This window comes from Scandinavium goeteborgense, assembly GCF_003935895.2.
GTDB lineage: Bacteria > Pseudomonadota > Gammaproteobacteria > Enterobacterales > Enterobacteriaceae > Scandinavium > Scandinavium goeteborgense.
On the sequence record NZ_CP054058.1, the window covers coordinates 674438 to 698962 of the forward strand.

Sequence of the window (24525 nt, forward strand, 5' to 3'; positions counted from 1 at the left end):
GGATTTGGGCCGAGAATTGCCCGGCGGCACGTTGTTTGCACGGGCCTACGAGGATGAGATGTTCTATGCCCGGCGGCACGTGCCTACGAGGACGGGATGTTGTATGCGCGGCGGCACGTTGTTTCCGCGGGCCTACGGGGCCGGGATGTTGTCTGCCCGGCGGCACGTTGTTTGCACGGGCCTATGAGGACGGGGTGTTGTCTGCCCGGCGGCACATTGTTTACACGGGCCTACGGGGCCGGGATGTTGTCTGCCCGGCGGCACATTGTTTACACGGGCCTACGGGGCCGGGATGTTGTCTGCCCGGCGGCACGTTGTTTGCGCGGGCCTACGAGGACGGGATGTTGTCTGCCTGGCGGCACGTTGTATGCACGGGCCTACGAGGCCGGGATGTTGTCTGCCCGGCGGTGCGCGACCTACGGGGCCGGTTTTGTAGGCCCGGTAAGCGTTAGCGCCACCGGGCGTTTGGTCTTTAATGCGAGGCTGACCATCGCGGGGCTTTCAAATCTGCCGCGAACATCCACATCAGTTCACACAGCAATCCCTTCAACGATTTTTCTGTCTCAGACAGCAACGATTGCTCGCACAATAGCTGGGTCAACGTCTGGCAGTATTCGCACAGGGCGTGCGCATCAGGCTCGAAAAAGGGTTGAGGGTCGGGAAGTGTCTCGACGGTGAAACGATCAATCAAATGCGGCGGAATTGGCTCGTCGAGCGTCGGGCGCAGAAGTGCCAGACAGGCACCCATTCGGCCTAACAGCGCCATCTTGTACGTTGGGTCGCTACAGTCAATCAGGGTTTCAGCGAAGCGATCGCAGAAATCAGCCAGATCGGTAAAGTCTGTTGCGGCGCTAAAGGGAAGTGTCAGTAAATCGCATTCGGTATTGAGGATTGTCGCCATAAGGGCAGCCTCCAGTAAGTGATGATTTGAACCACCACCGAAGAGACCAATCTTGCGGGTGGTGGAACCAGACGGAGTTGGTCTTACCGGCCTTACTGGACACCGGCGCGTCTTGCGACGCCCCCGCCCGGCCCACCATTGAGGTGCAGCAGAGTGAGCAACATAAAAAAGACGCAAAGCGCGTCGTATGTCGCCAGTAAGGTTTATATACCAGGAGACCAATCCCGGCACCTGATTTTGCAGATGCCAGAGGAGAATACGTCGATACCCAGACACCGACAAGGGCTATTACTTGAAGCGACCTCTCATTATGGAATGTATGTACCTTCCGGTGGTTACATCATATAAATCAATTAATTATGGCTTTCTATTCACTTGGTGTATTGCCTGTGGCGACGGGGAGGGCTACATTGAAGATCGTCCGTCATGAGCAAGAAACTGACGTTAAAAAGAAAAAACGTAAACTACCTTCTGAACGATAATTTTTAATCTAAGGTTAAAAAATGGAAAAAACAACGCTGGAATATACCCCTGTTGACTTGTCTCGTTGGGCAAGGAAGGAGCATTTTGAGGTATTCCAGTCATTTGCCCAAAGTACATTTAACCAAACTGTTTTGCTAGATATTACCGCGCTGCTAAAACATATAAAGGAAGTGGGCTGGAAGTTTTACCCGACGATTATTTTTCTGCTGTCTAAAATCGTAAACAGTCATGCGGAGTTCCGTATGGCCATGAAGAATAACGAGCTTGTCATTTGGAATGAAGTTCATCCAAATTATACTATTTTCCATAATGAAACAGAGACGTTCTCAGCATTATGGAGTCACTACGATGGCAATATTCATCACTTCCAGAGCGTTTATTCAGAAGACGTTGCACGCTATGGTAATAACCTTTCTTATTGGCCTAAGGCGGAGTCTCGGGAAAATATCTTTTTCATATCGGCTATTCCCTGGGTCAGTTTTACCAGTTTTAACGTCAACGTGGCTAACATGCAGAACTTTTTTGCCCCCATGTTCACGCTTGGAAAATACTATAAGCAAGATGGGAAAATCTTATTGCCGCTCGCCGTTCAGGTACATCATTCCGTGTGCGATGGTTTCCATGTCGCAAGACTGATCAATGAGTTACAAGAGATGAGTGATAACATACGGCACCTTTCAGAGGACCTCAATACGTGATACGCCAGACGTCCTGAAGACCTCTATTTAACCGTATCTGATTCTCTCATCGATATAAGGCTGAGGTTTACCAAACAGATAGCCTTGTGTGAAATCACAGCCCAGCAACTGAAGGCTTTCCAGCTGCTCCTGTGTTTCAACACCTTCCGCCACAGCTTTCATATTGAGGGATTTCGCCATACCGGTGATAAGCCTGATGATATTCAGGGCGTCTTCCTGTGTCGATATCGACTGCACAAAGGACTTGTCTATTTTGATTTTATCGAAGGCCAGCCTGCTGAGGCGCGAAAGGGAAGAGTAACCGGTTCCAAAATCATCAATGGAGAGTTTCACCCCCAACGCCCGCAGCCGGTTAAGCGTATTCAACGGGGTATTGCTCTCAGTAAAGAGAGAGGATTCAGTCACTTCCAGTTCAAGGCGCTCTGCGGGAAGCCCCGTTTCGTTCAGAATGGACAGCACGATCCCGGCAAAGGCTTTGCTGCTTAGCTGGACAGGAGAGACATTGACTGAAATTTTAGCCGGAATAACCCAGGACGCCGCTTCCCGGCAGGCCATTTCAAGCACCGATTTCCCCATCTCGTTAATCATTCCTGTTTTTTCAGCCACAGGAATAAAGTTGTCCGGCGACAGGAGGCCCTTCAGAGGATGTATCCAACGAATAAGGGCTTCATAGCTGTAAATTTCCTGGGTGAAAGAATCGACAATAGGCTGATAATAAACCACGAATTCTTTATTCACTAACGCCTGAGCCATATCATGTTCAAGGGTTCGGCTTTCTTGCAGCTTATCTAACATCCATTGCCGGAAGACTTTAATTTTACCGGCGCCTTCTTTTTTGGCTTCATAAAGGGCCAGATCGGCAAATTTATAGAGATAGTCGGAGCGGCGTTCAGTGTCTGAGATGACAATACCGACACTGGTGGTGATATTGATAATCGTATTATAAATAGTGTAGGGCTGGTTAATCGCATCACAGATATTTTGTGCGCGTGAAACGGCACTGCTCTCCGTGAGGCCACTCGAGAGAAACGCAAACTCATCCCCGCCTAAACGATAAAGCGTATCGGGCATCAGGCCCATCGAAATCAGACGCTGTGATATCTGGCGTAATAACATATCACCGACATCATGACCATACGTATCATTGACCTCTTTGAATCGATCCAAATCAAACAGCATCACATTCACAGGCACATTGCTTTTTACTGCGGTGTCGATGGTTTCATTTAAATTCCCCCAGAAGAAATGACGGTTATTCATTTCTGTCAGAGAGTCATGGTAGACATCATATTCCAGTTTTGCATTCTGGAGTTGCAGTTTTTCTTTAGAATCCTGCAATGCATTAGCAAGACTCTTTACCTGAAGATGGGCCTTCAGAATATTTCTGTTTTGATAAAAGATCAGCACGCCAAGTATCGCACTCATTATTATCAGCAATAGAGACGTCGCTGAATAAATATAGTACAGGGTTTTAATTTTGAGGTTGGCGTCATTAATCGAATTAATGTCTTTGTCTAACGCGCTGGACGACAGACGGCCCAGTTGTGCATCAAGCATCTGCATTTTTTTCAGGTATGCCTGGAGCTCTGAGCGGTTCATTTTCTCAAGATGAATGTCCAGATACTCCAGTGTCTTTTCAAGCTGTTGCGCCACTGCAAGATGCGATTTATTACTTTCGATATAATTGCGCAGATCACCTTCTTTCATTAAATCACTCTGGCTGAGCATAATGTCGAGACGCATGCGCACATCATCCAGCGACATCGTCTGATCGATAGTGTAAAGACCCAGCAACGACTCGAACCGGTAATATTCTGAAACCATCTGTGCAGCAGACCACGAAGCGGCGTAATGCGTCAGTTTCTGTAACTCTTGCTGCCTTTCATGCACAAGGAACGAGATATACGCGGTCGATATAAAAAGGAAAAAAATGATGCCAGCCAGAATTCTGTTCATGTTGGTCTTATGACCCCTTACTCAATATTCATTCTGCTGACCTGCCAGGCTGATCTTGAATAATAAATCTGATTATTCAGTTCAGGGATGCTGTCATAAGGGTAGACAACAAACAACGGACCTTTATCACGGATACGCATATATTCTCCGTTGATTTTTAGCGCAAGGATAACGTTGAATTTCTTAAAATCATTGAGAGGGATTTCGGTGGTGTAGTCATTGAGCGCAGTGACCTTAACAACAGACCCTTTCGCCCCGACATAATCCATCAGCTTTTGCAGGGGAATACCCGTAAAGGTTGTGCGGCCATCATACCAGGGTGACGTGGTCTGAAAGCTGACCATACCCAGTTTCTCGAGGCTGGCGAGATCAAAAACGGCTTTTCCAGCTTCATTTGTATTTTCGATATTACCAGAAAGCGTTAAAAGGACTTTACCGGTAGGTCTGGAAAACTCACCCGCCCAGACCTGTGTGGAGAGCACAAAGCTTAACAGCATGACAATTAAACGCATTCTGACCTCGTATATCAACCGGATGTTAAAGAATTATAATTTAGTTACTGTGCTATTTATATATGCTCCACGGCTATTATTACTGCAATCCTGCTACCAATATTTTAATTCATTAAAATCAACTGGTTAAAAAACACTTACTTTTTATATTGATTAAGAAAAAGCTGATGCCATTATTTGATATAAACAAAACAGCGGCGCGGTTGTACAAAAAATAGCCATCTATTTGCTCGGCGCAAAAACACAAACAAAAAAGCCGGATAACGCTAACTCTGCGTTATCCGGCTTTTAAATTTTATGCGAGGAAAATTACAGCGCAGGTTCCAGAATGCGGATGTGGCTTTCCAGCACGTCACCTTTGACGGCAGCGCTCCACGCTTTCATGTGCGGAGTTTGCAGATGCGCTTCGAGATGCGCCACGGTTTCCCACAGCTCAACCATGATGATGGAGTCTGGCGCAGTGGCCTGGAAGCTCACGCCTGCAGCATGGTCGACCATTGGCGCGTAGCCGTGGCAGCCTTCTTCCTTCAGCACGGTGGGGATAATTTTCGCGAACTCATCCAGTACGGCCTGACGGTGATGCTGGCCAGGACGGGTACGGATCTCAGCAATAACAGTTAACATGATAGTCGTACTCCTTTTTATGCAGACCGTCAGTTAAGCAAAAATCTCGGCAAGATGCTTGCGATATTCTGCGACATAACGCGGCACGTCAGGCATTTTGATCACGTCATTGGCGATAAAGGTCGGCAGCGCGTCCATCCCCAGGAACTGATTGGCTTTGTGGAACGGCAGGTAAGCCCCGTCCACGCCGACGCCATGGAAGAACTGATCTTTCTCGGTGAACGCTTCCATCGGTGCGTTCCAGGTCAGGGACAGCATGTAGGTTTTGCCCTGAATCAGGCCGCCGGAGCCGTATTTTTTGCTGGCGTCAGAACGGGTACGACCGTCGCTGGCGTACAGGGAACCATGGCCTTCGGTGAACACGTCGTCGATGTATTTTTTCACGGTCCACGGCGCGCCCATCCACCAGCCTGGCATCTGCCAGATAATGGTGTCGGCCCACAGGAAGTTTTGCACTTCCGCTTTCACGTCGTAATCGCTGTCGGCGCGAACAACACGGACTTCATGCCCGGCGTCGCGCAGGAAACCATCCGCGACCTCGGTCATGGTGTCGTTCAGTTGGCCGTTGGAGTGACCGAATTTTTTGCCGCCGTTGATAATCAGGATATTGCTCATCGTAATGCCTTAGAAAGGAAGTTTGCCGGTAGTGTAACCCCGGCAACGAGACGATGAAATTAGCAAAATGTGCAAAGTCTTTTGCTGTTTTAGCAACAATGGTGTCACCAGCTGACGCGGGCGACAAAACCCCCTTCCGGCGCATTGTTGAAAACAACGGTCATATGATGCAGGGCGGCGATGCGTTGCACGATGGACAACCCGAGGCCGCTGCCGGGTTCATCCTGCCCTGGTGGGCGATAAAAACGCTCGCCAATCCGGGCGAGGGCATCGGCGCTGATCCCCGGCCCGTTATCACGCACGGTAAAGTCATGGGCGTTGAGCGTCACATCTACTGTGCTGCCGCGCGGGCTGTAACGCACGGCGTTATCCAGCAGGTTGCGCACCAGCAGGCTTAACAATAACGCCTGGCCTTTGCGCGTCACGTCAGACGCATTCGAATGCAGGCGCAGCTCAATGCCCGCCTGGTGCGCCGGGTGGTAAATATCCATCACCGCCGATTGCAGCAGGTCAGCCAGCGAAATCTGCTCGACATCATCCAGCCCGGCGAGGGAATCCAGGCGCGACAGCGTGAGCAATTGTTCCACCAGACGCGTGGCACGGTCGATGCCAAAATGCAGCTGTGACAGCGCTTTCTCCCGGCTCTGCGGATCGTCCATCGACATCTGCGCCACTTCCGTTTGCACCTTCAGGGCGGTGAGTGGGCTGCGCAGTTCGTGGGCGGCATCGGAGGTAAAACGCCGCTCGCGGATAATCATTTCATGCGAGCGGTTAAACAGCTGGTTCAGGGCATCGACCAGTGGACGGACTTCGCCCGGCACGCCAGTGGTATCGAGTTGTTCATCGGAGCCCGGGGTGCGGCTGCGCAGGGTGCGGGTCAGTTTTTTCAACGGCGCGAGTTCGCGGCTGAGCAGCAGAATCAGCAACAGCACCATCAGCGGCAGCGCCACCAGCCACGGCGCAAGCTGGGAGGTGATGATTTCCAGCGCCATTTCCTGGCGGTAATCCCACTCCTGGCCGACCACGATCCGGTATTTTTCATCGGCGGTGGTTATCCACAATAAACGCCATTCGTCGTCGTCATTATTAATGCGGCCATCGTCGAACCCTTCCCGGCGATAGTGGTAGGGAATGTCCTGCCCGTTATCGCCGTCGTTCAGCACCATCCGTCCATCGATGGTGTAAATGGCGAACGCCAGCGCGTCGTCGTCGAGATGCCCGTGCTTAATCTTCTTTTTGGTACGCAGTTGGGGCGAAGTGACGTGCAGCTCGTTGAAATCCATCACGCTCAGGCGTTTGGCGAACAGCATTTGCTGGGTATCAAACAGCTTGTCGAGCTTATCGGTCGTTTGCTGCCAGGCGATAAAGCTGGCGCAGCTCCAGGCCACCAGCGTCAGCACGATAAACAGCAGCGTCAGGCGCAGACGCAGGCTCATGTGGCGCAGAAATCTCATTTATTGTTCGCCCAGGGTGTAGCCGATACCGTGTACCGTGCGGATAAATGGGGTACCGAGCTTGCGGCGCAAATGGTGGACGTGAACTTCCACCGCGTTGCTGGAGACGTCGTCGTCCCAGTTATACAGTTTCTCTTCGATCAGTTTGCGCGGCAGAACGCGTCCGGCGTTGCGCATCAGCAGTTCCAGCAGCGCGAACTCTTTCGGTTTGAGTGTCAGCGGTTCGTCGTTCAGGAACGCAGTCAGGCTGTCGGGGTTGAGTGTCACCGCGCCGTGGCACAGGGCGTTGCTGGCCTGGCCGTGTACGCGACGTATCAGCGCCTCCAGCCGGGCGGCGACTTCAATCAGGGCGAACGGTTTGCACAGGTAATCGTCGGCGCCTGCGCGCAGGCCTTCGACACGCTGGGCGAGCGCATCGCGGGCGGTGAGGATCAGCACCGGTTCTTTACGTCCCTCAGCGCGCCATCCGCGCAGGATGTCCAGGCCATCGATGCCCGGCAGGGTCAAATCGAGGATCACCGCATCATACGGCGCTGTAAACAGCGCCGCTTTGCCGTCTTCGCCACGCGTAAACCAGTCGAGCGTAAAGCCCATTTTGACAAGCCCAGCCTTCAGACCGTCGCCAATCAGCTTATCGTCTTCTACCAGTAAAATTCGCATCCGTTCGCCCCGTTTTAACCGACATTAATCGCCAGTAAACCCGCGCGAGGCGGCGCTGTACAGCAAAAAATAATCTTTTTGCGCCTTAAGAAGTCGTTAAGTTTTGTGCTGTTTAATGGGTCTCAGAGTCCACTCAAAAGGAGAGATTGTGATGAAAAAGACATTAGCGGTAGCGGCCATTGTGGCCTTGATGTCAGCCCCGGTGTTTGCGGCGAATACTCAGGGAGGTTTTTCCGGTCCAGGTGCGGTGCCGACCGCGGCCCAGACCAGCCAGAACGGCGGATTTATCGGGCCAAACGGTAGCGTCACCACCGTCGAAAAAGCCAAATCCATGCGCGACGATGCGTGGGTGACGCTGCGCGGAAATATCGTTGAGCGCATTTCCGACGACCTTTACACCTTCAAAGATGCCACCGGCACCATGAACGTGGATATCGACCACAAACGCTGGAACGGCGTGACCATCACCCCGCAGGACGTGGTGGAAATTCAGGGTGAAGTCGATAAAGACTGGAACTCTGTCGAAATCGACGTGAAGCAGGTCAATAAAGTCAGCAAGTAACGCCCGTGCCGCCGCATCCGTGGCGGCAAAACTGCTTATCCCCTGTGACTCAGCGCGCCAGATAAGGTACTATCTGCGGCAATATTGCCCCCTTTATGGCCGGGCGAAATCGTTGAGGAATCACAGTTAATGAGCGATATGGCAGAGCGCCTTGCGCTACATGAGTTTACGGAAAAAGCGTACCTTGACTACTCCATGTACGTCATCATGGACCGCGCATTGCCGTTTATCGGCGATGGCCTGAAACCGGTACAGCGCCGCATTGTTTACGCAATGTCTGAGCTGGGGCTGAGCGCCAGCGCCAAATTCAAGAAATCCGCCCGTACAGTCGGTGACGTGCTGGGTAAATACCACCCGCACGGCGACAGCGCCTGTTATGAAGCCATGGTGCTGATGGCCCAGCCGTTCTCCTATCGTTACCCGCTGGTCGACGGCCAGGGGAACTGGGGTGCGCCGGACGATCCTAAGTCCTTTGCCGCCATGCGTTATACCGAATCCCGCCTGTCGAAGTATGCCGAAGTGCTGCTGGGCGAGCTGGGGCAGGGCACCGTTGACTGGCTGCCAAACTTCGATGGCACGCTGCTTGAGCCGCGCATGTTACCCGCGCGTCTGCCGAACATTCTGCTGAACGGCACCACCGGGATTGCGGTGGGGATGGCGACGGATATTCCGCCGCACAACGTCCGTGAAGTGGCGAAAGCGGCGATGACGCTGATTGAACAGCCGAAAACCACCCTCGACCAACTGCTCGATATCGTGCAGGGCCCGGATTATCCGACGGAAGCTGAAATCATCACGCCTCGCGCCGATATCCGTAAAATTTACCAGACCGGCCGCGGTTCCGTGCGTATGCGTGCGGTATGGAAAAAAGAAGACGGCGCGGTGGTGATAACCGCGCTGCCGCATCAAGTATCCGGCGCGCGCGTGCTGGAGCAAATCGCCAGCCAGATGCGCAATAAAAAGCTGCCGATGGTTGACGACCTGCGCGATGAATCCGATCACGAAAACCCGACCCGTCTGGTTATTGTGCCGCGCTCCAACCGTGTGGATATGGAGCAGGTGATGAATCACCTGTTTGCCACCACCGATCTGGAAAAAAGCTACCGCATTAACATGAACATGATCGGTCTGGATAACCGTCCGCAGGTGAAAAACCTGCTGGAGATCCTCACCGAATGGCTGGCCTTCCGCCGTGATACCGTCAGCCGTCGCCTGAACCACCGTCTGGAGAAAGTGCTCAAGCGCCTGCATATCCTCGAAGGTTTGCTGGTGGCGTTCCTCAATATCGACGAAGTGATCGAAATCATTCGTCATGAAGATGAACCGAAACCGGCGCTGATGTCGCGCTTTGGCATCAGCGAAACGCAGGCTGAAGCGATCCTCGAACTGAAATTGCGCCACCTCGCCAAGCTGGAAGAGGTGAAAATTCGTGGTGAGCAGAACGACCTCGAAAAAGAGCGCGATCACATTCAGTCGATCCTTGCGTCCGAGCGCAAGATGAGCAACCTGCTGAAGAAAGAGCTGCAGGCTGATGCCGAAGCGTTTGGCGACGATCGCCGTTCTCCGCTGCGTGAGCGCGAAGAAGCGAAGGCCATGAACGAACACGACATGCTGCCGTCTGAGCCGGTTACGATTGTCCTGTCGCAGAGCGGCTGGGTGCGTAGCGCCAAAGGCCACGACATCGACGCCAAAGGACTGAGCTACAAAGCGGGCGACAGCTGGAAAGCGTCGGCGAAAGGCAAGAGCAACCAGCCGGTGGTGTTTATTGATACCACCGGACGCAGCTACGCCGTCGATCCTATTTCGATGCCGTCTGCGCGCGGGCAGGGCGAGCCGCTGACCGGCAAGCTGACGTTGCCGCCGGGTGCGACCGTCAACCACATGCTGATGGAAAACGACGATCAAAAACTGCTGATGGCGTCCGACGCCGGTTACGGTTTCGTCTGTACCTTCAACGATTTAGTGGCGCGTAACCGCGCAGGTAAAGCACTCATCACGCTGCCAGAAAATGCGCAGGTGATGCCGCCGCTGGTGATTGAGGACGAGTCCGACATGCTGCTGGCGATTACCCAGGCGGGCCGCATGCTGATGTTCCCACTGAGCGATTTGCCGCAGTTGTCGAAAGGCAAGGGCAATAAGATCATCGGTATTCCGTCCGCCGACGCGGCGAAGGGCGCTGATGGTCTGGCGCATCTTTACATCCTGCCACCGCAGAGCACGCTGACCATTCACGTTGGTAAGCGGAAAATCAAACTGCGTCCGGAAGAGTTGCAGAAAGTCACTGGCGAACGCGGACGTCGCGGCACGCTGATGCGCGGCCTGCAAAAAATCGACCGGATCGACATTGATTCTCCACTGCGTGCCAGCCCAAGCGCGGGCGACAGCGAAGAGTAATCCCGTTGCCCCTTCTCTCCGGAAGGGGCTGTAAAATTTGCGGCAAACCGTTGTTAATTCGTGCGTTGCGATTAACAATACCCTTATAAGGGTTCTGCAAGTCACATCCCCTGGCCGGTATATAATTCTAAGCGGTCGGGATTTCAGAGGTAGCTATGCTATTGATTTTTCGCGCAATCATCGTTGTCATTTATTGCATTCTGGTATGCATTTTTGGCTGTGTTTATTGTCTGTTTAGCCCACGTAATCCGAAGCACGTTGCGACGTTCGGCCATTTGTTTAGCCGACTGGCCCCAGTTTTTGGCCTGAAAGTCGAAAGACGTCTGCCGGAAGGGTATGAAAACTTTGGCAATGCCATTTATATCGGCAACCATCAAAATAACTACGACATGGTGACGGCGGCGAGTATCGTTATCCCGCCAACGGTCACCGTCGGAAAGAAAAGCCTGTTATGGGTTCCGTTTTTCGGCCTGCTGTACTGGCTGACCGGCAACCTGTTGATCGACCGTAACAACCGCTCAAAAGCACACAGCACGATTGCCGAAGTGGTTAATGCTTTCCAGAAACGTAAGATTTCGTTCTGGATGTTCCCAGAAGGTACTCGCAGCCGCGGCCGCGGCCTGTTACCGTTTAAAACCGGTGCGTTCCATGCCGCAATTGCTGCTGGCGTCCCAATTATTCCGGTGTGTGTTTCCAATACGTCTAATAAAATTAACCTGAACCGTATTAATAACGGTCTGGCTATCGTCGAAATGCTGCCACCGATTGATACCAGCAGCTACGGCAAGGATCAGGTGCGTGAACTTGCGACTCATTGTCGTGAAATCATGATGGCTAAAATCGCCGAGCTCGACCTGGAAGTTGCCGAACGCGAAGCGGCGAACAAGAAAAAATAAGCGTCACCGCGAAACGCCATGCCGTTTACGACATGGCGTAGTCGCAAGTGACCACTGTTTGGGAACGGTTTCCCTCTGTTTTATAGTCAGTTTCATGGAGTTAATATGTCACTCAGTCGGCGTCAATTTATTCAGGCATCAGGAGTAGCGCTTTGTGCTGGCGCAGTGCCACTGAGGGCAAACGCGGCAGGTCAGCAGCCAGCGTTGCCAGTTCCTCCTCTGCTTGAATCCCGTCGTGGACAGCCACTGTTTTTAACCTTGCAACGTGCGCACTGGTCTTTTACCCAGGGCACGCGTGCGCCGGTCTGGGGCATCAACGGACGCTATCTCGGGCCGACAATCCGTGTGTGGAATGGCGATGACGTCAAACTGATTTACAGTAACCGCCTGACGGAAAATGTGGCGATGACCATTCGTGGTTTGCAGGTGCCAGGCCCGCTGATTGGCGGCGCGGCGCGCATGATGTCGCCGAATGCCGACTGGGCGCCGGTGCTGCCGATTCGTCAGAACGCCGCCACTCTGTGGTATCAGGCCAACACTCCGAACCATACGGCTGAGCAGGTTTACAACGGCCTGGCGGGTATGTGGCTGGTCGAAGATGAAGTGAGTAAATCCTTACCTATTCCGAACCACTACGGCGTGGACGATTTCCCGGTCATTATTCAGGACAAGCGTCTCGATAATTTCGGCGCGGCGGAGTACAGCGAGCCGGGAAGCGGCGGCTTTGTGGGCGATACCCTGATGGTCAACGGCGCGCAAAGCCCGTACGTCGAAGTGTCTCGCGGTTGGGTGCGTTTGCGTTTGCTGAACGCGTCAAACTCCCGTCGTTACCTGCTGCAAATGAGCGACGGTCGCGCGCTGCACGTGATTTCCGGTGACCAGGGCTTCCTGCCTGCGCCGGTTTCGGTGAAACAACTTTCGCTGGCCCCGGGCGAGCGCCGTGAAATTCTGGTCGACATGACCAACGGCGACGAAGTGTCGATCACCTGCGGTGAAGCAGCGGGCATTGTGGACCGCATTCGCGGCTTCTTCGAGCCGTCGAGCATTCTGATTTCGACCCTGGTATTGACGCTGCGCCCGACTGGCCTGTTGCCGTTAGTCACCGACAGCCTGCCGATGCGCCTGCTGCCGGAAGAGATCATGACCGGCACGCCGATCCGCAGCCGCGATTTTACGCTGGGCGACGATCCGGGCATCAACGGTCAGCTGTGGGATCCGCAGCGCATTGACGTCACGGCCCAGCAGGGATCGTGGGAGCGCTGGACGCTTCGCGCCGATAGCCCCCAGTCGTTCCATATTGAAGGGGTGATGTTCCAGATCCGCAACGTCAACGGCGCGATGCCGTTCCCGGAAGATCGCGGCTGGAAAGACACGGTGTGGGTAGATGGTCAGGTTGAACTGCTGGTGTATTACGGCCAGCCGTCGTGGCCACACTTCCCGTTCCAGTTTGCCAGCCAGACGCTGGAACTCGCGGACCGCGGATCAATTGGCCAGATGCTGGTGAATCCTTCGCCGTAAGGCTCAACCCTCTCCCACAGGGAGAGAGAAAAGAACGTCCCCTCTCCCTGTGGGAGAGGGTTAGGGAGAGGGGATAAGCATTAACCAACCGTGCCTCTCACTGAAGTTCCCCTTCATTTTCTGACACTATTCAGCGTATAATCCCCGCCTTTTGCACCCTTTTTAACCACCCGGAAGCACTATGAGCGCAATTTCCCTGATCCAACCGGATCGCGATCTCTTCTCCTGGCCGCAGTATTGGGCGGCCTGTTTTGGCCCAGCGCCATTTTTACCGATGTCTCGGGAAGAGATGGACCAACTTGGCTGGGATAGCTGCGACATCATCATGGTGACGGGCGATGCGTACGTCGATCACCCGAGCTTCGGGATGGCGATCTGCGGACGCATGTTGGAAGCGCAGGGCTTCCGCGTGGGGATCATCTCCCAGCCAGACTGGAACAGCAAAGACGACTTCATGCGTCTGGGCAAACCGAATCTGTTCTTTGGCGTCACCGCGGGCAACATGGACTCCATGATTAACCGCTACACAGCCGACCGTAAACTGCGCCACGACGATGCGTATACGCCAGACAACGTCGCGGGCAAACGCCCGGATCGCGCCACGCTGGTTTACACCCAACGCTGTAAAGAAGCCTGGAAAGACGTACCGGTTATCCTCGGCGGGATCGAGGCGAGCCTGCGCCGCTCCGCGCATTACGATTACTGGTCTGATACCGTGCGTCGTTCGGTGCTGGTGGATTCCAAAGCCGACATGCTGATTTTCGGCAACGGTGAGCGACCACTGGTGGAAGTTGCGCATCGCCTCTCAATGGGCGAGCTGGTGTCGGATATTCGTGACGTGCGTAACACCGCGATCATGGTGAAAGAGGCCCTGCCAGGCTGGAGCGGCGTGGATTCCACCCGCCTCGATACGCCGGGCAAAATCGACCCAATCCCGCATCCTTACGGTGAAGATCTGCCGTGCGCCGACAACAAACCTGTGGCGCCGAAAAAGGCAGAAGCCAAAGCCATTACCGTACAGCCGCCGAAGCCAAAGCCGTGGGAAAAAACCTACGTGCTGCTGCCGTCTTACGAGAAAGTGAAGGGCGACAAAGTGCTGTATGCGCACGCCTCACGTATTCTGCATCATGAAACCAACCCGGGCTGCGCCCGCGCGCTGATGCAGAAACACGGCGATCGCTACATCTGGCTGAACCCGCCGGCGATTCCGCTTTCCACCGAAGAGATGGACAGCGTATTTGCGTTGCCGTACCAGCGAATCCCGCATCCGGCGTACGGTGACAGCCGCATCCCGGCTTACGAGATGATCCGCTTCTCGATCAACATCATGCGCGGCTGCTTCGGCGGCTGTTCATTCTGTTCGATAACCGAGCACGAAGGCCGCATTATTCAGAGCCGTTCCGAAGATTCGATCATCAACGAGATCGAAGCCATTCGCGACACCGTGCCTGGTTTTACCGGCATTATTTCCGATCTGGGTGGCCCGACCGCCAACATGTATATGCTGCGCTGCAAATCACCGCGCGCCGAGCAGACCTGTCGCCGCCTGTCCTGTGTTTACCCGGATATCTGTAAGCACATGGATACCAACCACGAGCCGACGATCAATTTGTATCGCCGCGCCCGCGAGCTGGACGGCGTCAAAAAGATCCTAATTGCTTCCGGCGTGCGCTATGACATCGCGGTAGAAGATCCGCGCTACATCAAAGAGCTGGCGACCCATCACGTCGGCGGTTATCTGAAGATTGCGCCAGAGCATACCGAAGAAGGCCCGCTGTCGAAGATGATGAAGCCGGGAATGGGAAGTTATGACCGCTTTAAAGAGCTGTTTGACACCTTTTCGAAACAGGCCGGGAAAGAGCAGTATCTGATCCCTTACTTCATCTCTGCGCACCCGGGCACCACTGACGAAGACATGGTTAACCTGGCGCTGTGGCTGAAGAAGAACCGCTTCCGTCTCGATCAGGTGCAGAACTTCTACCCGTCGCCGCTCGCCAACTCGACCACCATGTATTACACCGGCAAAAACCCGCTGGGTAAGATTGGTTATAAGAGTGAAGATATCGTGGTGCCGAAGGGCGACAAACAGCGTCGTCTGCACAAAGCGCTGCTGCGCTATCACGATCCGGCGAACTGGCCGATGATTCGTCTGGCGCTGGAAGCGATTGGTAAAAAGCATTTGATCGGCGGACGCCGTGAATGTCTGGTGCCGTCACCGACCCTGGAAGAAATGCGCGAAGCGCGTCGACAGAACCGTCACACGCGTCCGGCATTGACCAAGCACACGGCGGTGGCGCATCAGCGTCAGACGCCAGCTGCGAATAAAAAACGCGGAAAAGTTGCGGGGCGTTAAACCGATTTGCCCGGTGGCGCTCGCGCTTACCGGGCCTACAACACCGTAGGCCGGATAAGCGTTAGCGCCATCCGGCATCTCCACAAAAGGCGTTAACCGCCGAACTGATCCGGGTCCGGCCCGAGCCGTTTCCCCTGGTCCAGCTTAGCAATCTCACTCAGTTCGTCTTTATCCAGACGGAAATCCCACACGTCGAAGTTTTCCGCAATGCGCGTCGGCGTAACGGATTTCGGGATAACCACCAGCCCGCTATCCAGATGCCAGCGAATCACTATCTGCGCCGGTGTCTTGCTGTATTTCTCCGCCAGATGGCGAATAATGGTCTGATCGAAAACCCCTTCGCCGCCTTGTGCCAGCGGGCTCCACGACTCGGTCTGGATCTTGTGTGTCGCGTTCCAGGAATGCAATTGACGCTGCTGCATCAGAGGATGAAGTTCAATCTGGTTGATGACAGGCGAGACGCCGGTTTCATCAATCAGACGCTGCAAGTGGTTCACCTGGAAATTACATACGCCGATGCTTTTCACCAGACCCTGCTTTTGCAGTTCAATCATCCCACGCCAGGCTTCAACGTAATGATCGATAGCCGGGACCGGCCAGTGCATCAGATACAGATCGACAAAATCGAGCTGCAGTTTATCGAGACTTTCCTGGAGCGCTTCCGCCGGGCGTTTCTGATCGTCATTCCACAGCTTGGTGGTAATGAACAGCTCATCGCGCGCAACGCCTGCACTGGCTAATGCAGTGCCCACGCCCTCTTCATTTTTATACGCGGCGGCGGTATCGATAGAACGATAGCCGACCTCCAGCGCTTTATGAATGGCGGTAACGACGTCCTCGTTGCTTGCTTTCCACACGCCGAGACCCAGTTGCGGCATGATGTTGCCGTCATTGAGTTTGATTACGGTTGGATGTGTCATGCTGCATTTCTCCCTAGGTTAAATTCACCAGAGCGCGGTGGGCGCTCCGGTGAAGTAGTAACAGTAAGTCTGGACGAAATACGAGAAAACGAAAGGTTGAGCGGAAAAACCCTTAGCGTGCCGCTTCGTAAATACGACGGCTCACCTCGAGAGTAATGTCCTGATTTTCACCGATTTGCGTCATGCCGTGCTCTTCCAGTTTTTTCAGCAGCGCAGGGATAGAGCTGCCGTCCAGACCGTAACCGGACAGGCGCGTTGGCACACCCATCGCTTCGAAGAACTCGCGAGTCGCGGCAATAGCGGCATCAATGCGGGCATCTTCAGAACCTTCGGTAATGTTCCAGACGCGTTCTGCGTACTGCAGCAGTTTGGCGCGTTTGGTGTCGCGTTTTTCATTCCACAAAGCAGGCAGAACAACCGCCAGCGTCTGGGCGTGATCCAGACCGTGCATTGCGGTCAGTTCATGGCCCAGCATATGCGTCGCCCAGTCCTGCGGTACGCCCGCACCAATCAGGCCGTTCAGCGCCTGAGTGGCCGCCCACATCACATTGGCACGCACATCGTAGTTTTCTGGCTCTTTCAGCGCTTTCGGGCCTTCTTCAACCAGCGTCAGCAGAATGCCTTCGGCGAAACGGTCCTGAATTTTGGCGTTTACCGGGTAAGTCACGTACTGCTCAACGGTGTGAATGAAGGCATCTACCACACCGTTTGCGACCTGGCGCGGTGGCAGAGTGTAGGTATAAACCGGATCCAGAATGGCGAAGACCGGCTGCACGTGCGGATTCATGAACGCCTGTTTGTCGCCAGTGGTTTTACGAGAAATCACCGCGCCCATGTTGGATTCAGAACCGGTCGCAGGCAGCGTCAGCACGGAGCCCATCGGGAGAGCACTTTCAATTTTGCTGCCGCCGGTTTGCAGGATTTCCCACGGGTCAACGCCGTCAGTATATTGCGCGGCTGCCGCGATGAATTTGGTGCCGTCGAGAACGGAACCGCCGCCCACAGCCAGCAGGAAGGTGATTTTTTCTTCGCGGGCAATTTTCACCGCGTTCATCAGCGTTTCATAAGATGGGTTTGGCTCGATGCCGCCAAACTCCAGCACGTTGAGGCCGTTCAGCGCGGTCATGACCTGGTCCAGCACGCCGGTTTTTTTGACACTGCCGCCGCCGTAGGTGACGAGGACGCGAGCGTCTGCCGGGATTTGCGCCCGCAGTTCAGTGATAGCGCCTTTACCGAACAAAATGCGAGTTGGCGTGTGCAGGTTGAAATTAAACATAGGTTTTCCCTTCATAGCAGGTGAAAAAGACGGCAGCGACGGGGCTACCTGATGGAGTGTATTGTGGTCCTGTGGGCTGTTTGTCTCAATGCACATTCCTGCCTATGTATTGCCCATTTCTCCTGTGTGCTGGAGAATATGAATATTCTTGTCCACAATACATCCATCGAAATACGTCCCGGATACCGCGAATAATGAACCGTGAAGAGACCTGTCTGCTGCTGACGGAGAAAATTAAGCAGCTGAAAAATAATGAAGAAAAACTCATTCCGCTGCTGCCGGATATTCGCCTGTTGTACGGTACGCAGCCGGGGACCCGCACGCCGGTGATGTATCAGCCGGGCATCGTATTCCTCTTTTCTGGCCATAAAATAGGCCACATCAACGAGCGCGTTTTTCGCTATGACGCCACGGAATACCTGCTATTGACGGTACCGCTGCCGTTCGAATGCGAAACCTTTGCCACGCCGGAAGTGCCGCTGGCGGGTCTGCGTCTGAACGTCGATATTCTGCAATTGCAGGAGCTGCTGATGGACATCGGTGAAGACGAGCTGTTTCAGCCGTCAATGGCCGCCAGCGGGATTAACTCCGCCACGCTATCCGATGAAATCCTCTGCGCCGCCGAGCGTCTGCTCGACGTGATGGAGCATCCGATGGATGCGCGGATTCTTGGCAAACAAATTATCCGTGAAATGCTGTATCACGTGCTGATGGGACCCCGCGGCGGGGCGTTGCTGGCGCTGGTCAGCCGCCAGACGCATTTCAGCCTGATTAGCCGGGTGCTGAAACGGATTGAGAGCCAGTACACCGAAAACCTGAGCGTTGACCAACTGGCAGCGGAAGCCAACATGAGCGTTTCGGCGTTTCATCACAACTTCAAGTCAGTGACCAGCACCTCGCCGCTGCAATATCTGAAATCGTATCGGCTGCACAAAGCGCGAATGATGATGGTGCATGACGGCCTGAAGGCCAGCACGGCGGCAATAAAGGTGGGATACGAAAGCCCTTCGCAGTTTAGTCGGGAGTTTAAGCGTTACTTCGGGATCACGCCGGGGGAGGATGCGGCGCGTATTCGGGGAATGCAGGGGATGTAGTTTTTTACCCTCATCCGGACCCTCTCCCTAAAAGGGAGAGGGGGAAGTTCAAAGCTCTTCGCTCTAAAGGGGAGTGGGTTAGGGTGAGGGGAGATATCAGGCGCTACAATATTTCTTCTTAATCACCACAATCACCGTGCCCAGCAAACCCACAACCAGCAGGAAAATAGGCAGGATCATCAGGAAAGTCATCACCTGATCTTCATGGCGTTTAACGAATGGGATCATGCTCAGCGCATAGCCAAAGCCCGTCACCACACCGACCCACAGCACGGCGCTCAGCCAGTTGAAAATCTGGAAGCGACGGTTAGACAGCCCGGAAATGCCTGCCATGGTTGGCAGCAGGGTACGCACGAATGCCAGGAAGCGCCCGGCGAGCAGCGCCAGCAGCCCGTGGCGGTCAAACATGCAGGTTGCGCGGTCGTGATATTTGTCCGGCAGCTGCGCCAGCCAGCCTTTCACCATTTTGGTGTTGCCCAGCCAGCGGCCCTGAATATAGCTCAGCCAGCAGCCGAGACTGGCGGCGGCGGTCAGAATGGCGAGTGTCGGCACAAAATCCATCACGCCTTTGGCGATCAGCGCGCCGGCGAGCAGCAACAGGCTATCTCCCGGCAAGAAAGACGCGGGCAGCAGGCCGTTCTCTAAAAACAGCGTGGCAAACATCACCAGATAAACAATACCCACGACGTGGGGATCCGCCAGCGCGGCAAAATCATGCTGCCAGAGTGCGGCGGCAATCTCCTGGATAACAACCATGGACTTTCCTGTGGACTAACATTTTCTGAGTGTATTGTACTCCTGAATCACCTGGGATGCCTTGATCCCAGGTGCAACAATGCAGGCAGTTTTTGCAGGGACTGTCTGAAATTGTGTCCATCAGGTTGCCACTTTACACGATGCGTTCAAATCCGGCCGATAAATCCACAAGAAGATCGTCAACATTCTCTAAACCAATGTGCAAACGAATTAGCGTGCCGCTGAAGTCGGGTTTGCCGTCGGGACGAATGGCCGCCAGCTGTTCTGGTTGCGTCGGCAGGATCAACGACTCGAAGCCGCCCCAGGAGTAGGCCATGCTGAACAGCGTGAAGTTATCGAGATACGCCGCCAGCTCGCTGTCGTTCAGACGCTTTTTGAGCACGAATGAGAACAAACCGCTGCTGCCCGTAAAGTCTCGTTTCCAGAACTCATGACCTTTACTGCCCGGTAGCGCCGGGTGGTTGACGCGTTCAACCTGCGGATGTTCAGCCAGCCATTCGGCAATTTTCAGACTGCTTTCGTGATGCTGACGCAAACGCACACCGAGCGTACGCAGCCCGCGGCTGGTCATATACGCGGTATCGGCATCCACCATTTGCCCCATCAGATAGGCATTTTCACGCAGCTGATCCCAACAACGGGCATTAGAAACGGCGGTGCCAATCATGCCATCGGAATGACCAATCAGGTATTTGGTGGCGGCCTGAATAGAAATATCGATATCAAATTCGAGGGCTTTAAACAGCACGCCCGCGGCCCAGGTGTTATCGATCATGATGATGGCGTCAGGCGCTTTGCTGCGTACGGCGCTGACAATGGCCGGCACATCATGCACTTCCATGGTGACGGAACCTGGGGATTCCAGGAACACCACTTTGGTATTGGGCTGAATCAGGTCGGCAATACCGGCGCCGATAAGCGGGTCGAACCAGCCGGTGGTGACGCCGAGTTTGGCCAGAATTTTGGTGCAGAAATCCTGGCTCGGCTCGTAGGCGCTGTTAGTCATCAGCACGTGATCGCCCTGTTCGACAAACGCCAGAATCGTGTTGGCCACCGCCGCCGCACCGCATGGGAACAGGGCGCAACCGGCGCCGCCTTCCAGTTCGCACATCGCTTCCTGCAATGAGAAATGGGTCAGGGTCCCGCGACGACCATAAAACAGCTCGCCTTTCGCGCGATTGCGAGTGGCCTGTTTCTTGGCTTCAACCGTCTCGAAAACGAGGGACGACGCACGCTGAATCACGCTGTTCACCGATCCCAGGGTGTATTTCTTACTGCGGCCAGCATTCACCAGCACGGTATCAAGTTGCTTTTTGGACATGTTATTTCTACCTGTTTTTATACGTCTGGACGTCTAAATTAACATGATTGTTTGGGGTTGTACCTTATGTGAACCGATTAAGCAGAAAATTTTGCCAGAATCCGTCAAAGCACCTTTTTTACTGCGTGAGCGCAATGAAAGTTAGCGATGATTGCGTCAATATGTAAATAGTAATGAGAACGACTATCAATTCGACGGCGTTTTGATATTATTACGAGCAGATTTTGTGATTTAGATCCTGGAGATACAGAGTGGGTAATAATTTGATGCAGGCGGATCTCTCCGTTTGGGGTATGTATCATCATGCCGACATCGTAGTTAAGGTGGTCATGATCGGCCTGATTCTGGCATCGGTTGTCACCTGGGCAATCTTCTTCAGCAAAAGTACCGAACTGCTGTCGCAAAAACGCCGTCTCAAGCGTGAGCAGCAGCAGTTGGGCGAAGCCCGTTCTCTAAATCAGGCCAGCGAAATTGCCGCCGTATTCCCGGCGAAAAGCCTCAGCCTTCAGTTGCTGAACGAAGCGCAGAACGAACTGGAACTGTCTGAAGGTGCCGAAGATAACGAAGGCATTAAAGAACGTACCGGTTTCCGTCTGGAGCGCCGCGTCGCTGCCGCCGGACGTCACATGGGCCGGGGTAACGGTTATCTGGCAACAATCGGTGCGATTTCACCGTTTATCGGCCTGTTCGGCACCGTATGGGGCATCATGAACAGCTTCATCGGTATTGCCCAGACCCAGACCACCAACCTGGCCGTTGTCGCGCCGGGTATCGCAGAAGCGCTGCTGGCGACCGCTATCGGCCTGTTCGCCGCCATCCCTGCGGTGGTTATCTACAACATTTTCGCCCGCATGATTGGCAGCCACAAAGCGCTGCTCGGTGATGTGGCGGCGCAGGTTCTGCTGCTGCAAAGCCGTGACCTCGACCTCAATAACAGCGGCGCTCAGCCGGTGCGTACCGCCCAGAAATTACGGGTAGGGTGATAGCCAATGGCAATGCGTCTAAACGAAAATCTGGACGATAACGGCGAAATGCATGAAATCAACGTGACGCCGTTTATCGACGTCATGTTGGTACTGCTGATCATCTTCATGGTGGCGGCTCCGCTGGCGACCGTTGATGTGAAAGTGAATCTGCCGGCGTCCTCTAGTCAGCCGCAGCCGCGCCCGGAAAAACCGGTGTATCTGTCGGTGAAAGCGGATAACACCATGTTCCTCGGCAACGATCCGGTGACCGACGACAGCATGGTGAATGCGATCAACACCCTGACCGAAGGCAAGAAAGACACCACCATCTTCTTCCGTGCGGATAAAACCGTAAACTACGAGACGATGATGAAGGTGATGGATACCCTGCATCAGGCGGGATATCTGAAAATCGGCCTGGTCGGTGAAGAACACGCTGCCGCGAAAAAATAAGCGGAATCCATAATGAAAGAACCGGCCTCGCGCCGGTTTTTTTATGCCCTAAGTAAAATCGATAACCTGCTGATATATCCTGTTTTTTCTCATCTGAACCCCGCCCGCATTTTTTAGGTCGCCACTGGCGGGCGGGATAAACCTCTCTACGCTTATTCAGGAACATCATAAAAAAAGCGCCGTGAAAACGGGGCATAACATCACCTGCACAGCATGGGAGTCCAGTATGACCCTGGCGACTTTACTCAGCACAGCTTCCCCTTCGCGTGACCTCATTTCTCTCTCCGCCATTCGTCGACGGGCGGACCGCCTGATCCTAGGGCTGGTCTGGATCCTGTGGGCCATCTGCCTGACGATTGGCCTGCTCACGGCGCAGACCGGCGTCGCGTTCATCACCGGCAGCCTGTTGGCGGTCATCGCCACGCTGGCCTGCATTCTGTTGCCCGGCAAGCGGGTGACGCGGCTGTTATTCGCCTTCATTTTGATGGCCTTTTCCGCGCTACTTATCCAGCTCGGCGGCGGGGAAACGGAGTACCATTTCTCCGTATTCGTGCTGCTCTCGGCGCTGCTCGCCTGGCGCGACTGGAAACCGCTGGTGATAGGCGCGGCGGTGATTGCCCTGCATCATTTGGTCTTCAACTATTTGCAGGCTGACGGTCTGTTCGGCATCGTGGTGTTTGCGATGGGGCCGGGGCTGCATATGGTTATCACCCACGGTATTTTCGTGGTGGCACAAACCATCATTCTGGTGTTGATGGCGCTGCGGATGGAGCAGGATGCGCGCTCCGCCAGCGAAGTGGCCAAACTGGCGGCAGTTATCAACCGCGAGCCGGGCATTCTGACGTTGACGCAGGACGCGCAGGCCAGCCACTCGTCGTTCGCCCGAACGTTCAGCCTGACCTTAGGCACCATGCGCAGCACGCTTGAACAGGTTACGCACGGCGTAACGCAGCTGCTCGACGATGCGCAGACGCTGTTGCAGCGCAACACAGCGTTGTCGGAGCGCACCGATAATCAGGCGCAGTCACTGGCGGTGGCGGCCAGCGCGATGTCGCAGTTGCTGGGCGTGGCGGCGCAAACCAGTGAAATGGCCAGCGAGGCGAGAGGGCTGGCGCTCAAAGCCAGCGACGTGGCGCAGCAGGGCGGGGAAAACATCCGCGCGGCGATGGCGTCGATGGTGCAAATTCGGGATGAATCCCTGCGTATCAACGGTATTCTGGAACTGATTGACGGTATCGCGTTCCAGACTAATATTCTGTCGCTCAACGCCTCGGTCGAAGCCGCGCGAGCGGGCGTGCACGGCAAAGGCTTCGCCGTCGTTGCGGCGGAAGTCCGGACCCTGGCGTTGCGCTGTGAAAGTGCCGCCAAGGACATTCGTCAGCTGATTGCCGCCTCGGTGGAAAGCACTCAACGGGGATCGAGCCAGGTAGAACAAGCCGGAATGACCATGCAGGTGATGATTGGCAGTATCGAGAGCTTGCACAGCCTGGTGGAAGCGCTGGCGATGATGAGTGACCAGCAGCGCGCCACCATTTTGCAGATAGGCGGCAGCATTGCGAGCATTGACGCCAGCGTGCAGGAAAACCTACAGCACGTGGCGCAGACCATGCAGGTGGCGCAGCAGCAGCAGCGACAAACCGGTGAGCTGAAGACCGCGATTTCCGTCTTCAGGCTAGTGTAATCAGGCTTTTTTGGCGGCGGGCGTCAGGAGGTTTTCGTCCGGCGCCACAATATTGACGCTGGCGGTACGGCAGTTGCCGTCGGCGAGTTTGCGCGTCAGGCGCAAGGTGGCGGTTTCGCGGGCCAGAATGTGTTGATAGCTGGCTTCAATATGCGCGAGGATCTTCTCTTTTAGCTGCGGGTTACGGGTCATAATCTCGGCTAGTGCCGCGCCGTAGATCTCTTCTTTCACCTGGAAGGCGTAAATCTCCCGGCGGTACTGCCACTTCATGCGTACCAGCGCCGCGGGAATCGACACCAGCGCTTTGGCGGTCTCTTCAATCACCGCATTCTTTTCATTTTTAAGCGCCTGAAGATTATGCTTCAGAATCACGGCGTCGCTGTTTTTGTCGCCCAAAGTCAAATAAACGTTATTATCTTCACCTTCTTTCATT

The 24525-nt window shown here is 54.5% G+C and carries 23 protein-coding genes; 10 read left to right on the forward strand and 13 right to left on the reverse strand.

Annotated elements, in window-relative coordinates; all coding sequences use genetic code 11:
* Nucleotides 1–472: 472 nt before the first annotated feature.
* On the reverse strand, nucleotides 473–901 hold the full coding sequence (locus tag A8O29_RS04000; RefSeq protein WP_125353307.1) for a hypothetical protein: 429 nt from the start codon (nucleotides 899–901) through the stop codon (nucleotides 473–475).
* Nucleotides 852–1190, reverse strand: a complete 339-nt coding sequence (locus tag A8O29_RS22925) for an ash family protein (protein ID WP_420854013.1) — start codon at nucleotides 1188–1190, stop codon at nucleotides 852–854. The genes A8O29_RS04000 and A8O29_RS22925 overlap by 50 nt, the downstream gene beginning before the upstream one ends.
* Nucleotides 1191–1404: 214 nt before the next feature.
* On the opposite strand from A8O29_RS22925, the gene catA reads away from it, so the two are divergent.
* The gene (gene catA, locus A8O29_RS04010; protein ID WP_125353305.1) at nucleotides 1405–2082 is read left to right on the forward strand and encodes a type A chloramphenicol O-acetyltransferase; all 678 of its coding nucleotides are present in this window, start codon (nucleotides 1405–1407) and stop codon (nucleotides 2080–2082) included.
* 27 nt (nucleotides 2083–2109) lie between these two features.
* Here catA and A8O29_RS04015 read toward each other — a convergent pair whose 3' ends face one another.
* From A8O29_RS04015 to qseB, 6 genes are all read right to left on the reverse strand, one after another.
* A complete protein-coding gene (locus tag A8O29_RS04015) occupies nucleotides 2110–4038 on the reverse strand; it encodes a putative bifunctional diguanylate cyclase/phosphodiesterase (RefSeq protein WP_125353303.1) in 1929 nt (642 codons plus the stop codon).
* Between the two features lie 17 nt (nucleotides 4039–4055).
* Nucleotides 4056–4550, reverse strand: a complete 495-nt coding sequence (locus A8O29_RS04020) for a putative pterin-binding protein (protein ID WP_125353301.1) — start codon at nucleotides 4548–4550, stop codon at nucleotides 4056–4058.
* A 309-nt stretch (nucleotides 4551–4859) separates the two neighbouring features.
* Nucleotides 4860–5174: a putative quinol monooxygenase gene (locus tag A8O29_RS04025; protein ID WP_110510417.1), complete on the reverse strand. Its 315-nt coding sequence runs from the start codon at nucleotides 5172–5174 to the stop codon at nucleotides 4860–4862.
* A 33-nt stretch (nucleotides 5175–5207) separates the two neighbouring features.
* Nucleotides 5208–5789: an NAD(P)H-dependent oxidoreductase gene (locus A8O29_RS04030; RefSeq protein WP_125353299.1), complete on the reverse strand. Its 582-nt coding sequence runs from the start codon at nucleotides 5787–5789 to the stop codon at nucleotides 5208–5210.
* Nucleotides 5790–5893: 104 nt separating this feature from the next.
* On the reverse strand, nucleotides 5894–7243 hold the full coding sequence (gene qseC, locus A8O29_RS04035) for a quorum sensing histidine kinase QseC (RefSeq protein ID WP_125353297.1): 1350 nt from the start codon (nucleotides 7241–7243) through the stop codon (nucleotides 5894–5896).
* Nucleotides 7244–7903, reverse strand: a complete 660-nt coding sequence (gene qseB / locus A8O29_RS04040) for a quorum sensing response regulator transcription factor QseB (RefSeq protein WP_125353295.1) — start codon at nucleotides 7901–7903, stop codon at nucleotides 7244–7246.
* 151 nt (nucleotides 7904–8054) lie between these two features.
* On the opposite strand from qseB, the gene A8O29_RS04045 reads away from it, so the two are divergent.
* The 5 genes from A8O29_RS04045 to A8O29_RS04065 all read left to right on the forward strand — a co-directional run bounded on the left by A8O29_RS04045 (nucleotide 8055) and on the right by A8O29_RS04065 (nucleotide 15626).
* Complete coding sequence (locus A8O29_RS04045; RefSeq protein WP_125353293.1) at nucleotides 8055–8465, forward strand: YgiW/YdeI family stress tolerance OB fold protein; 411 nt, start codon at nucleotides 8055–8057, stop codon at nucleotides 8463–8465.
* A 129-nt stretch (nucleotides 8466–8594) separates the two neighbouring features.
* Entirely contained in the window at nucleotides 8595–10859 is a 2265-nt protein-coding gene (gene parC, locus A8O29_RS04050) for a DNA topoisomerase IV subunit A (RefSeq protein WP_110510412.1), read from the forward strand.
* A gap of 155 nt (nucleotides 10860–11014) precedes the next feature.
* Nucleotides 11015–11755: a 1-acylglycerol-3-phosphate O-acyltransferase gene (locus A8O29_RS04055; protein ID WP_125353291.1), complete on the forward strand. Its 741-nt coding sequence runs from the start codon at nucleotides 11015–11017 to the stop codon at nucleotides 11753–11755.
* Nucleotides 11756–11860: 105 nt separating this feature from the next.
* Nucleotides 11861–13273, forward strand: a complete 1413-nt coding sequence (ftsP, locus tag A8O29_RS04060; RefSeq protein WP_125353289.1) for a cell division protein FtsP — start codon at nucleotides 11861–11863, stop codon at nucleotides 13271–13273.
* Between the two features lie 181 nt (nucleotides 13274–13454).
* The gene (locus A8O29_RS04065; protein ID WP_125353287.1) at nucleotides 13455–15626 is read left to right on the forward strand and encodes a YgiQ family radical SAM protein; all 2172 of its coding nucleotides are present in this window, start codon (nucleotides 13455–13457) and stop codon (nucleotides 15624–15626) included.
* A 92-nt stretch (nucleotides 15627–15718) separates the two neighbouring features.
* On the opposite strand, the gene dkgA is transcribed toward A8O29_RS04065, so the two are convergent.
* On the reverse strand, nucleotides 15719–16546 hold the full coding sequence (gene dkgA, locus A8O29_RS04070) for a 2,5-didehydrogluconate reductase DkgA (RefSeq protein ID WP_125353285.1): 828 nt from the start codon (nucleotides 16544–16546) through the stop codon (nucleotides 15719–15721).
* A 112-nt stretch (nucleotides 16547–16658) separates the two neighbouring features.
* On the reverse strand, nucleotides 16659–17822 hold the full coding sequence (yqhD, locus tag A8O29_RS04075) for an alcohol dehydrogenase (RefSeq protein ID WP_125353283.1): 1164 nt from the start codon (nucleotides 17820–17822) through the stop codon (nucleotides 16659–16661).
* A 194-nt stretch (nucleotides 17823–18016) separates the two neighbouring features.
* On the opposite strand from yqhD, the gene A8O29_RS04080 reads away from it, so the two are divergent.
* Nucleotides 18017–18916, forward strand: a complete 900-nt coding sequence (locus tag A8O29_RS04080) for an AraC family transcriptional regulator (protein ID WP_125353281.1) — start codon at nucleotides 18017–18019, stop codon at nucleotides 18914–18916.
* A gap of 96 nt (nucleotides 18917–19012) precedes the next feature.
* Here the strand turns inward: A8O29_RS04080 and yghB are convergent, their stop codons facing one another.
* Nucleotides 19013–19672, reverse strand: coding sequence for a DedA family general envelope maintenance protein YghB (yghB, locus tag A8O29_RS04085; RefSeq protein ID WP_125353280.1), 660 nt, complete (start codon nucleotides 19670–19672; stop codon nucleotides 19013–19015).
* A gap of 133 nt (nucleotides 19673–19805) precedes the next feature.
* A complete protein-coding gene (gene metC, locus A8O29_RS04090) occupies nucleotides 19806–20993 on the reverse strand; it encodes a cystathionine beta-lyase (RefSeq protein ID WP_125353278.1) in 1188 nt (395 codons plus the stop codon).
* Between the two features lie 251 nt (nucleotides 20994–21244).
* Between metC and exbB the strand changes: the two genes are divergently transcribed.
* The 3 genes from exbB (at nucleotide 21245) to A8O29_RS04105 (ending at nucleotide 24092) form a co-directional block, all read left to right on the forward strand.
* Nucleotides 21245–21976 carry a tol-pal system-associated acyl-CoA thioesterase gene (gene exbB, locus A8O29_RS04095; protein ID WP_110512538.1) on the forward strand — a complete coding sequence of 244 codons (732 nt, stop codon included), beginning with the start codon at nucleotides 21245–21247 and terminating at the stop codon, nucleotides 21974–21976.
* A 6-nt stretch (nucleotides 21977–21982) separates the two neighbouring features.
* Nucleotides 21983–22411 carry a TonB system transport protein ExbD gene (exbD, locus tag A8O29_RS04100; protein WP_125353276.1) on the forward strand — a complete coding sequence of 143 codons (429 nt, stop codon included), beginning with the start codon at nucleotides 21983–21985 and terminating at the stop codon, nucleotides 22409–22411.
* A 226-nt stretch (nucleotides 22412–22637) separates the two neighbouring features.
* Nucleotides 22638–24092: a methyl-accepting chemotaxis protein gene (locus A8O29_RS04105; protein WP_125353274.1), complete on the forward strand. Its 1455-nt coding sequence runs from the start codon at nucleotides 22638–22640 to the stop codon at nucleotides 24090–24092.
* On the opposite strand, the gene A8O29_RS04110 is transcribed toward A8O29_RS04105, so the two are convergent.
* Nucleotides 24093–24524 (reverse strand): cytoplasmic protein, encoded by a 432-nt coding sequence (locus tag A8O29_RS04110; protein ID WP_125353273.1) that lies wholly within the window; start codon nucleotides 24522–24524, stop codon nucleotides 24093–24095.
* Nucleotide 24525: the final 1 nt, after the last annotated feature.

Coding starts and splice junctions, on each gene's coding strand:
- A8O29_RS04000 (WP_125353307.1), bottom strand. CDS start 901: ATGGCGACAATCCTCAATACCGAATGCGATTTACTGACACTTCCCTTT.
- catA (WP_125353305.1), top strand. CDS start 1,405: ATGGAAAAAACAACGCTGGAATATACCCCTGTTGACTTGTCTCGTTGG.
- A8O29_RS04015 (WP_125353303.1), bottom strand. CDS start 4,038: ATGAACAGAATTCTGGCTGGCATCATTTTTTTCCTTTTTATATCGACC.
- A8O29_RS04020 (WP_125353301.1), bottom strand. CDS start 4,550: ATGCGTTTAATTGTCATGCTGTTAAGCTTTGTGCTCTCCACACAGGTC.
- A8O29_RS04025 (WP_110510417.1), bottom strand. CDS start 5,174: ATGTTAACTGTTATTGCTGAGATCCGTACCCGTCCTGGCCAGCATCAC.
- A8O29_RS04030 (WP_125353299.1), bottom strand. CDS start 5,789: ATGAGCAATATCCTGATTATCAACGGCGGCAAAAAATTCGGTCACTCC.
- qseC (WP_125353297.1), bottom strand. CDS start 7,243: ATGAGATTTCTGCGCCACATGAGCCTGCGTCTGCGCCTGACGCTGCTG.
- qseB (WP_125353295.1), bottom strand. CDS start 7,903: ATGCGAATTTTACTGGTAGAAGACGATAAGCTGATTGGCGACGGTCTG.
- A8O29_RS04045 (WP_125353293.1), top strand. CDS start 8,055: ATGAAAAAGACATTAGCGGTAGCGGCCATTGTGGCCTTGATGTCAGCC.
- parC (WP_110510412.1), top strand. CDS start 8,595: ATGAGCGATATGGCAGAGCGCCTTGCGCTACATGAGTTTACGGAAAAA.
- A8O29_RS04055 (WP_125353291.1), top strand. CDS start 11,015: ATGCTATTGATTTTTCGCGCAATCATCGTTGTCATTTATTGCATTCTG.
- ftsP (WP_125353289.1), top strand. CDS start 11,861: ATGTCACTCAGTCGGCGTCAATTTATTCAGGCATCAGGAGTAGCGCTT.
- A8O29_RS04065 (WP_125353287.1), top strand. CDS start 13,455: ATGAGCGCAATTTCCCTGATCCAACCGGATCGCGATCTCTTCTCCTGG.
- dkgA (WP_125353285.1), bottom strand. CDS start 16,546: ATGACACATCCAACCGTAATCAAACTCAATGACGGCAACATCATGCCG.
- yqhD (WP_125353283.1), bottom strand. CDS start 17,822: ATGTTTAATTTCAACCTGCACACGCCAACTCGCATTTTGTTCGGTAAA.
- A8O29_RS04080 (WP_125353281.1), top strand. CDS start 18,017: ATGAACCGTGAAGAGACCTGTCTGCTGCTGACGGAGAAAATTAAGCAG.
- yghB (WP_125353280.1), bottom strand. CDS start 19,672: ATGGTTGTTATCCAGGAGATTGCCGCCGCACTCTGGCAGCATGATTTT.
- metC (WP_125353278.1), bottom strand. CDS start 20,993: ATGTCCAAAAAGCAACTTGATACCGTGCTGGTGAATGCTGGCCGCAGT.
- exbD (WP_125353276.1), top strand. CDS start 21,983: ATGGCAATGCGTCTAAACGAAAATCTGGACGATAACGGCGAAATGCAT.
- A8O29_RS04105 (WP_125353274.1), top strand. CDS start 22,638: ATGACCCTGGCGACTTTACTCAGCACAGCTTCCCCTTCGCGTGACCTC.
- A8O29_RS04110 (WP_125353273.1), bottom strand. CDS start 24,524: ATGAAAGAAGGTGAAGATAATAACGTTTATTTGACTTTGGGCGACAAA.